Annotated in this window: 7 protein-coding genes and 1 CRISPR repeat array; of the genes, 6 read left to right on the plus strand and 1 reads right to left on the minus strand. The window is 65.2% G+C overall.

Features of this window, described 5'->3' with window-relative positions; all coding sequences use genetic code 11:
* Positions 1–73: 73 nt before the first annotated feature.
* From ACWCO2_RS36375 to ACWCO2_RS36400, 6 genes are all read left to right on the plus strand, one after another.
* Positions 74–325 (plus strand): hypothetical protein, encoded by a 252-nt coding sequence (locus ACWCO2_RS36375; RefSeq protein WP_450132350.1) that lies wholly within the window; start codon positions 74–76, stop codon positions 323–325.
* A gap of 110 nt (positions 326–435) precedes the next feature.
* Positions 436–1,068, plus strand: coding sequence for an orotidine 5'-phosphate decarboxylase / HUMPS family protein (locus tag ACWCO2_RS36380; protein WP_450132351.1), 633 nt, complete (start codon positions 436–438; stop codon positions 1,066–1,068).
* Positions 1,065–1,553, plus strand: a complete 489-nt coding sequence (locus tag ACWCO2_RS36385; RefSeq protein WP_450132352.1) for a GNAT family N-acetyltransferase — start codon at positions 1,065–1,067, stop codon at positions 1,551–1,553. The genes ACWCO2_RS36380 and ACWCO2_RS36385 overlap by 4 nt, the downstream gene beginning before the upstream one ends.
* A 597-nt stretch (positions 1,554–2,150) precedes the next feature.
* Positions 2,151–2,549, plus strand: a complete 399-nt coding sequence (gene cas1 / locus ACWCO2_RS36390) for a CRISPR-associated endonuclease Cas1 (RefSeq protein WP_450132353.1) — start codon at positions 2,151–2,153, stop codon at positions 2,547–2,549.
* Between the two features lies 1 nt (position 2,550).
* A complete protein-coding gene (cas2, locus tag ACWCO2_RS36395; protein ID WP_450132354.1) occupies positions 2,551–2,841 on the plus strand; it encodes a CRISPR-associated endonuclease Cas2 in 291 nt (96 codons plus the stop codon).
* 130 nt (positions 2,842–2,971) lie between these two features.
* A CRISPR array of direct repeats spans positions 2,972–4,048; the repeat unit is 37 nt; unit sequence GTGGCGCCAGCCCTCCGGGGCTGGCGAGGATCGCAAC.
* 1,225 nt (positions 4,049–5,273) lie between these two features.
* A complete protein-coding gene (locus ACWCO2_RS36400) occupies positions 5,274–5,462 on the plus strand; it encodes a hypothetical protein (protein ID WP_450132355.1) in 189 nt (62 codons plus the stop codon).
* A 1,502-nt stretch (positions 5,463–6,964) separates the two neighbouring features.
* On the opposite strand, the gene ACWCO2_RS36405 is transcribed toward ACWCO2_RS36400, so the two are convergent.
* Positions 6,965–7,693 (minus strand): hypothetical protein, encoded by a 729-nt coding sequence (locus tag ACWCO2_RS36405; RefSeq protein ID WP_450132356.1) that lies wholly within the window; start codon positions 7,691–7,693, stop codon positions 6,965–6,967.
* Positions 7,694–8,086: the final 393 nt, after the last annotated feature.

Raw genomic sequence — 8,086 nt, forward strand, 5'->3', positions numbered from 1 at the left:
TCACGAAACTCCTGGGGGTAGGGCTTGGGCACGGTCGCATCCTTCCAGGTGAGGCCACAGCCTCACACGTCAGGTGTCAACCAAACCCTGGGCAGACCCCAACGCCGACTCCGGCTGGCGCCGCTGTCCCCACCACATTCGCCCCAGCTGGCAGCGGCTCGAAATCCTGCACACCCCTGACCTCACCGACACCTCGACCACGTACGACGGCGACGATCATCGCGCGCTCCTGATGGTGCTGCGAGAAACCCGCACCGGCTACCTGACCCTGCCACCCCAGATCAAACAAGCAGTCGTGGAACGAGCCAAACGCAGTAGCAACTGACTCGTACGGACGAAGCCGCAGGTATCAGCGCTGATAGCGACCACTCGGAGAACGAAGGCGATCCCCGCCTGAGCAGAGAACGGTTCCGTCGAACACGCAACCACCGAGCGGTGCAGATCGCACTCGACATGCGCGACATCAACGACGCCATCGTCGTTGCCCGAGCCGCTGTCGCCGCCGGGGCCGACTACATCGAGATCGGCGACCCCCTCATCAAAGAAGTCGGCGTGTCCGGCATCGAACAGATCAAAGCTGCCGTGCCCGAAGCCACCATCGTGGCCGAAATGATGTCTGCAGACTGGGGACGCGATCAAGTCGTCCTCGCCGCCCAAGCAGGAGCCGATGTCGTCCTGCTCATCGGACTGGCCGCCATCGCCAGCGTGAGCGCAGCCGTCGAGGCCGGGCAGCGCCTCGGCGTACTCATCCTGCTTGACACGCCGATCGCCACCAACCAGCGATGGGTCACCGAGATGGAACGCGCCGGAGTCGACGGATTCACCATCACCACCAACATCGATCGCGGCATCGGCAACACCGCCCTCGACGCCGCCCGCACACTCCGCTCCTGGACCCAACTGCCGGTCGCCGTCAGCGGTGGTTTCAGCACAACCGACCCCACTGTGTTTACCAGCCCCGACTGGGACATCCTCATCGTCGGGCGCAGCGTCGCCGACGCCGTCGACCCGACCAGCGCCGCCGTGCGCGTCGTCGAACTCGTTCACCAGACTGAAAGGCAATCGTGAATATCCGACCACTGCACACAGAAGACATTCCCGTGATCCTGGACCTGATGGAGCTGGGGACTCCCTATGTACGTGCCCGCACCGCCTCGGATTACTGGCTCTATGCCAACCTTTTCTCCACCACATGCCCCGTCGCTGAGGACAACGGCCACCTCCTAGGCGCCGTGATCGCCTTCCGCAGTCAAGATCACCCAGACGACCTCTACATCCAGGACGTCATCACACATCCCGACCATCGCCGACGCGGCGTTTCCACCGCACTACTCGAGGCAGTCCGCGACTCTGGACACAGATTCGGCTGCCGCCGGCTCTACCTGACCTCGGAACCTGAGAACACTGCCACACACAGCACCTGGACACGCCTCGGATTCACCAATATCTCCGGCGACCACTCCGTCAATGGCGTCGAAGTCACCTCCGACTACAAAGGCCCCGGAAAACACCGCGCGGTCTATGAAATCTCGCTGGTCGACGCTACTGACTGACCATCAACCAGCCACCTCCGGCGCACGACGGTTGCGGCCTGTGCGGTGACGGGTTGCAGTCCTCGCCAGCCCCGGAGGGCTGGCGCCACCTGCCCACCGGCAGCCGTGCGCCGGTCGCAGCCGGAGTTGCGATCCTCGCCAGCCCCGTAGGGCTGGCGCCACTCCGGATTGCCACGCTAGCGACGGCACCGCCGCTGTTGCGATCCACGCCAGCGCCGGAGGGTTGGCGCTACGAACATCACGAACTGCTCGAAGCGCTTGCCGGTGTGGTTGCGATCCTTGCCAGCCCTGGAGGGCTGGCGCCACCCGCGCGACGAACGGCCTGACGGGCGCAAGAGGTGATTGCGATACTCGCCAGCCCCGGAGGGCTGGCGCCACCCTGTGCGATCAGAGATTACTGCTTCCGCAATAGTACCGAGAAACGTGATTGTGATTGAAACGCCCGATGATCGCTTCGGAACCCTCGGGCGTGTCACTCGACGCTTCTGGTTCCGAAGCGGGGGATCGAGCGAGAGCCGGTCCCGTATCCTTAATCGCTCGTGGTCACCAGACTTCTTCGTTGACCATGGGTGTCCGGTGCTGTCGTTCGGATAGGGGATGCTGCGCACCGCGGTCATCGGCGCGCTCGAACAAGTCGGGCTCGATCGGTATCTCGGCTACCTCCACGGCGTGCGGTCGGGCAAACCGTCGCTGGCCTTGGATCTCATGGAGGAGTTCCGGCCATTGCTTGTCGACCGACTCGTGCTGACGATGTTCAACCGCAAACAGATCACCGCTGCGCACACCAGCACCGATCCGGTCGGTGGGGTGCAGCTCACCGACGAGGGACGGAAGTTCTTCCTCGGTAAGTGGTCCGAGGCTCGGGAACGGACCTGGAAACACGCTGAGACCGGGCGGGAGATCCCGGCAGCATTGCTTCCGCTGGTGCAGGCGCGTTTTCTGGCACGGCATCTGCGTGGGGACCGTCCCGCGTACACCCCGTGGGTGGCGAGCTGACGTGGAACTGCTGATCACCTACGATGTCGACACCACGACGCCGCAAGGTCGGCGTCGGCTCCGTCGTGTCGCGAAAACCTGCGAAGGGTACGGGATTCGCGTACAGAAGTCGGTGTTCGAGATCGTCTGTTCCGATGCTGAATGGCTGCGACTCCGACATGAGCTGCAATCCGTGATGGATCCCGACGACGACAGCATCCGGGTGTACACGGTCCCCCGCGGAACCTTCTCCTCGGCACTCCGACTTGGCAACTCGCCAACTGCGGGGCATGACGAACCGCTCATCTTCTGACGACTCACCGCGCTTCGGAACCGGAAGCGTCGGGCGACACCCCGGGAGGTTCTCAAGCGGTTCCCGGGCGTTTCGGTTACGGATTGATATCTTGGTGCCCTGTCGAGAAAGTAACCCCTGCTCAGGCAGGGTGGCGCCAGCCCTCCGGGGCTGGCGAGGATCGCAACTCGGGGCTGCTGCGCGCGATGCGCCGGGCCGAGCTTCGTGGCGCCAGCCCTCCGGGGCTGGCGAGGATCGCAACAACGTGAACTACCAGCAGGACGTCAAGTACGCGCAGTCGTGGCGCCAGCCCTCCGGGGCTGGCGAGGATCGCAACACGTTCACCACCAGTCAGTACGCCGCCCCGCGTGGTGGGTGGCGCCAGCCCTCCGGGGCTGGCGAGGATCGCAACTTCGGCACTGGTCGACCGACGCATGGTGCCGAACAGCGTGGCGCCAGCCCTCCGGGGCTGGCGAGGATCGCAACCCGGATCGCGGGTTGCCGAACACGCTCGCGGCGACCTCGGTGGCGCCAGCCCTCCGGGGCTGGCGAGGATCGCAACCACGTGTACGGCGACGAGATGGTCGCCTATCCGCACCCGGGTGGCGCCAGCCCTCCGGGGCTGGCGAGGATCGCAACTACGAACGCCACGGCGGTGAGTACACCGGCGGGGCCGTGGCGCCAGCCCTCCGGGGCTGGCGAGGATCGCAACCCGCCGCTTCCGGCGCTCTTCCCATGAGCTCTTGAAGTGGCGCCAGCCCTCCGGGGCTGGCGAGGATCGCAACCTGCTCATCGAGCAGAAGCTCCCCAAGGCGAAGCAGAGTGGCGCCAGCCCTCCGGGGCTGGCGAGGATCGCAACCAGAGCATCCACAACCCGATCGGCAAGGGCGCTTACGGGTGGCGCCAGCCCTCCGGGGCTGGCGAGGATCGCAACTACGTGCGAGACATGCGCATCAGACACGCGCATGGTTGGTGGCGCCAGCCCTCCGGGGCTGGCGAGGATCGCAACATCGACAAGATCATCGAGTTCTGGGCGCGCTGCCCTGTGGCGCCAGCCCTCCGGGACTGGCGAGGATCGCAAAGTGGAGAACCGGGTTCTGATCGATGACCGGACCGAGTGGCGCCAGCCCTCCGGGGCTGGCGAGGATCGCAACCTGCGCGTGCGCCTTGGTCTGCTCACCGAGGATGCGGGTGGCGCCGGCTCTCAGGGGCTGGCGAGGACCGCAACGGGATCATCGGTCAGCACAAGGTCGGTCGATGCTCGCCAGCCTTCCCGGGCAGGCGAGCAACGTAACCACGGCATCGACGGCGGTGTTGCCCTCCGGGCCTGTGAGGATCGTGACTGCGCTGCGACTGCCGCAGTCGTCAAATTGCCGGCAAGGTGCGGTCGGTGTGCCAGGACCGAATATGATCAAGGCTTTCGATAGGATGCTCGGCCGCCAGCCGCACCGCACGTTGCCGCACCTCCACCGGGTGCCTCGAAGGTCGGGGTCTGACTCCATCCTTCCTCGCAGAAGGGAGTGCGGACGGGTCTGATCCACCGCTGGCTCGCCGGAACCCACCGGGGCGATTATCTGGTCAGGAAGACGGTTGGCTGAGGGACTGGTCGTGAACGAGCTGACGCGCGATCCGCAATTGAGCGCCTGGGCTCGTCTCACGGACGATGGTCTTGGGCGCTTGTCTCGCGCCAGCGATCCCTCGTTTCGAGTGGCTTCGGCAGAGCCAAGGGTCTACGCGCGAAGTCAGCCGCAGCGGGAGGCTGTCCAGAAGCGGTCGTTGCCGGTGCTGGCCGTGACCTGGTTGATGACCGACAGCGCTCGTCGTGTGGTGGGAAGCCTGCGAGGTTCGGGGCCTGCGGTGCCGGGTTGCTCGCTTCGCTGATCAGCCCATCGGTCACGGCGTGGGTGTACAGGCAGCGTAGTGCCGAGACGAGGTGCCTCGACAGCGCGTCTGGTTCACCGGAGCAGGTGGACGCCGTGGTGCCTGCTTGGGGATACTGAGGTGGGATGCGAGCGAAGAGAGGCGGAGGGCGCTTTCATGGACTCCTTTACTTCGCCGGTTAGACTTCTTAGCGACCTGGGAAAATGAGCTTGAGCATGCCGTTGACCTCGCACTTGACTGGGGGTCAAGGGGTCGTGGGGTCGAATCCCGCCGTCCCGACGGAGCGAAAAGCCCGTTGATCAGCACGTAAGTGCAGGTCAACGGGCTTTTTTGCGCCCCGTTGTGGCTCCTCGGCGCAAGTATGTTGACGAGCGCGTTGGTCGAAACGCCCGCCGAGAGCCAAAGGGGACTGTGGTCACCTGTTTGGTCGATGAGGCGATGTGGACGTCCAACTGAGGGATGAGACGGATTGACAGATTGTGAGGAGCTTCGCGGTGGCCATCGGCAGAATTGTGCAGCGCCGGAGTGATGGGCGGACGGGCGCGGCGCCCCGTGATCACACTGTGCTCCTGTTGCTCGCACTCTACGTGTGCTGGGATTCGGCGATTCCGGCGATGAAGCTGATGGTCGACACGGTGCCGCCACTCGGCGGAGCGGCGGCGATCTTCTTGCTCGCTGGGGTCGTGCTCGCTGGTGTTGCGCGTGGCGTCCACGGCCCACTCGCATGCAGCTGCGACGCCTGGCGGTTGTCGGTGCTGTGATCGGTGCGACAGTGTTCGGCGAGTCGCTTAGGGTCGGTGCGTTTGTTGGAGGCGCCCTGGTGCTTGGCGCGGTCGCACTAGAGCTGCGCGGGAGATGAGCCGAGCGCGGTGTAGTGAAGTTTGCTCTGCTTTGAGGTAGGACTACTCTCCATCGAAGTGGCAGTAGCGCGAAGACAAGCGGGAGTGGGCGGTGTCGAACGCGCCCGCACATGCCGCGTTGGTCGACGCGGCGACGTTCCAGTCGATCCAGGGCATGCGCGTTGCCTGCAAGACTCAGGACGGCGATACCCGGAGTTATCGGTTGGCGGGGCTGATTGCATGTGGCAGGTGCGGTCGTCGGTTTGACTCGCATTGGGTGAACCATCGGGCGGGTTGCCGCTGCCGCCACGGCCATACCAGCATCCGCACCGGGACGTCGGTCATGAAGCCATCGCCGGTCGGGGGCAACGCCAGCAGCGTGGTGATCGTGTCCCGGTCACATTGCCAGCGAGCACGGTCTTGTCGGTCCAAGTCGACGTCGCCTGCAGCGAAGCCGGCCACTCAGCCACGCACCGCTGGGACGTGGCAGGAGGCGATGCCTACGCCGACCGCTGCGCCGGGGCATCGCGCTCAGCGGTTGCCATCCAGCGTCTGGCGCACCGCCGGTGTTTGTCGCCCCAGCTGTCCCGCTAATCCCAATTCCTCTTTCGTATGGTCGTGAGCGCGGACGAATGTCCAATGTGTTCTCTAGCGGCGCTCTTCCCGTGTCGGGTGTGGCCGACTCGGACAGTGGCAGTGGGGGAGTGGCCTTGATGAGGGGCTGGCGTTGTTCGCGTTTTACGGTCGGATGTCGACCCAGGAGTTCCAGGATCAGGAGACATCGTTGGCCTGGCAGCTCGAGGTGACGGAGGAGACGATCGCCAGCTGTGGGGTGATCGTGGCGGAGGTTTCGATGAGGGTTGTTCGCGCCGGTGGTCCTGGTGGAAGCGGCGGCGGCGTTGTTGGACGAGGCGCGGCGCTCGGACCGTGGGTTCGATGCGGTGGTGGTCGGGGACGGTGATGGCCTTTCCTGGCCGAGCAGGGTGTGCAGTTGTGGTTGCCGGAGGCCCGGGGGCCGGTGGATCTCGACGATCCGACGCATCAGGAGTTGATGCTGCCTTTGGGGTCGCAGTCCCGGCAGGAGGTGCTGCGGACCCGGCGTCGGGTGTTGGCGGAGATGCGGGCTCAGGTGTGTAAGCAGGGGCGGCTTCTGGGTGGCCGGCCGCCGTATGGGTATCGCCTCGTAGATGCGGGCCCGCGCCCGAACAGTGTTCACGCGCAGTGGGGACGTCGCCTGCACCGGTTATCCAGCAACCCGACTCCACGGAATCAGGGCCACATCAAGAGAAGCCTTCCTGACCTACGTGGAAGACCACTGGCCGGACATCCGCCCGAGAATCCTCCGCGCTCCCTGACCGGACTCGAACTGGCTGCCTCTCGCCAGCCGATCCAAACTCTCGCCAGCCGATCCAAATCTGGGGTCGCTAGTCGCGCAGTTCGCGGAGCTCGTTCTCAATCACGGCCTCGAGCACGGATTCGTCGAACACACGGTCCAAGACGGAGTTGGCCGCCGCGGCGGTGGGGATCCAGAGAACTCCGAGCCGTTCCCGGATCAGGAAATCAACCACGTCCGCGAACGGGACGTCGAAGGCCGATTCCATCAACGACGGGGTGGTGCGGGCCCTGGGGTGTCCTTTGATGAAGCGCTTCAACGATTGTTCCATCGGCAGTAGGTCGCGCGAGGTGGCGAGCACGGCGACGTCAACGACGTCAACGCCGTAATTCTCGCAGTTCTTGAAGTGCTCGCTCAGCCGGGACGCGATGGAATTCGAGCGGCCCACCTTGGTCATTCCGGTACTGAGACTGAGGGCGTACACGCCACGGACGCCTTCCCACAGGCGCTCCGCGTACCCCCGCCCTCCTGGTGAGGTCCACACCGCGTGCGGGTGGTAGGTGTGGACCTGCGGAGCAGCCGGGTCCGGCTGGCGTTGTGCCCCGGCGGCGGTTTCACGGTCTTTGGCGGCGGCTCTGGTGTGCCAGCGTTTCAGCCGTTCGTTGCACCTCGGGCTGCAAACGTGCCGCTTCCGCTGGAGTCGATGTGCCTTCGGGGAGATGGCCTTGCCGCAGACTCGGCAGGGCTCGCCACCACGTGCGGGCTCGTCTGTGAACGCCAGTTCGGGGTGCATGTCAGAGCTCGGGTCGCTGTCGGTCACGTGCGCTTGATCGTCGCGGCGAGCACCTGCGTTACCTGGACGAGCGGGACGCCGCGTCGTGGTTCTCGCGGAGCGCGTCCTCAGGCAGCGGCGTATCTGGTTCAGGACAATCTGCGGGAAAATAGTCTTCCCCCTCCTGGCGTGACCTGGATGCGGCCGGCGCCCGGATCAGGGAGCCAGGGCGGTGACGTGCAGGGTGTTGGGGATCTTCCGGCAAGTCTTCTATGAATGGCTGCGCCACGTGCGATTCGTGGTCTTGCGTCGCGGGGCCGACTGGGATGTCGACGGCGCGCGAATACTGGCTCTGGCACAGTTTCCGTGAATCTGGCCCGGGCGCTGCCCGCTCGTAACGTAGTTGATCATGTGCTCGGTGTGCTGATCTTGGAGTGCTTG

The organism is Saccharopolyspora sp. NPDC002376, assembly GCF_053593195.1.

What these genes read in the sequence shown, in the direction of transcription:
- cas1 (WP_450132353.1), top strand. Translation starts at nt 2,151, where the DNA reads ATGCTGCGCACCGCGGTCATCGGCGCGCTCGAACAAGTCGGGCTCGAT.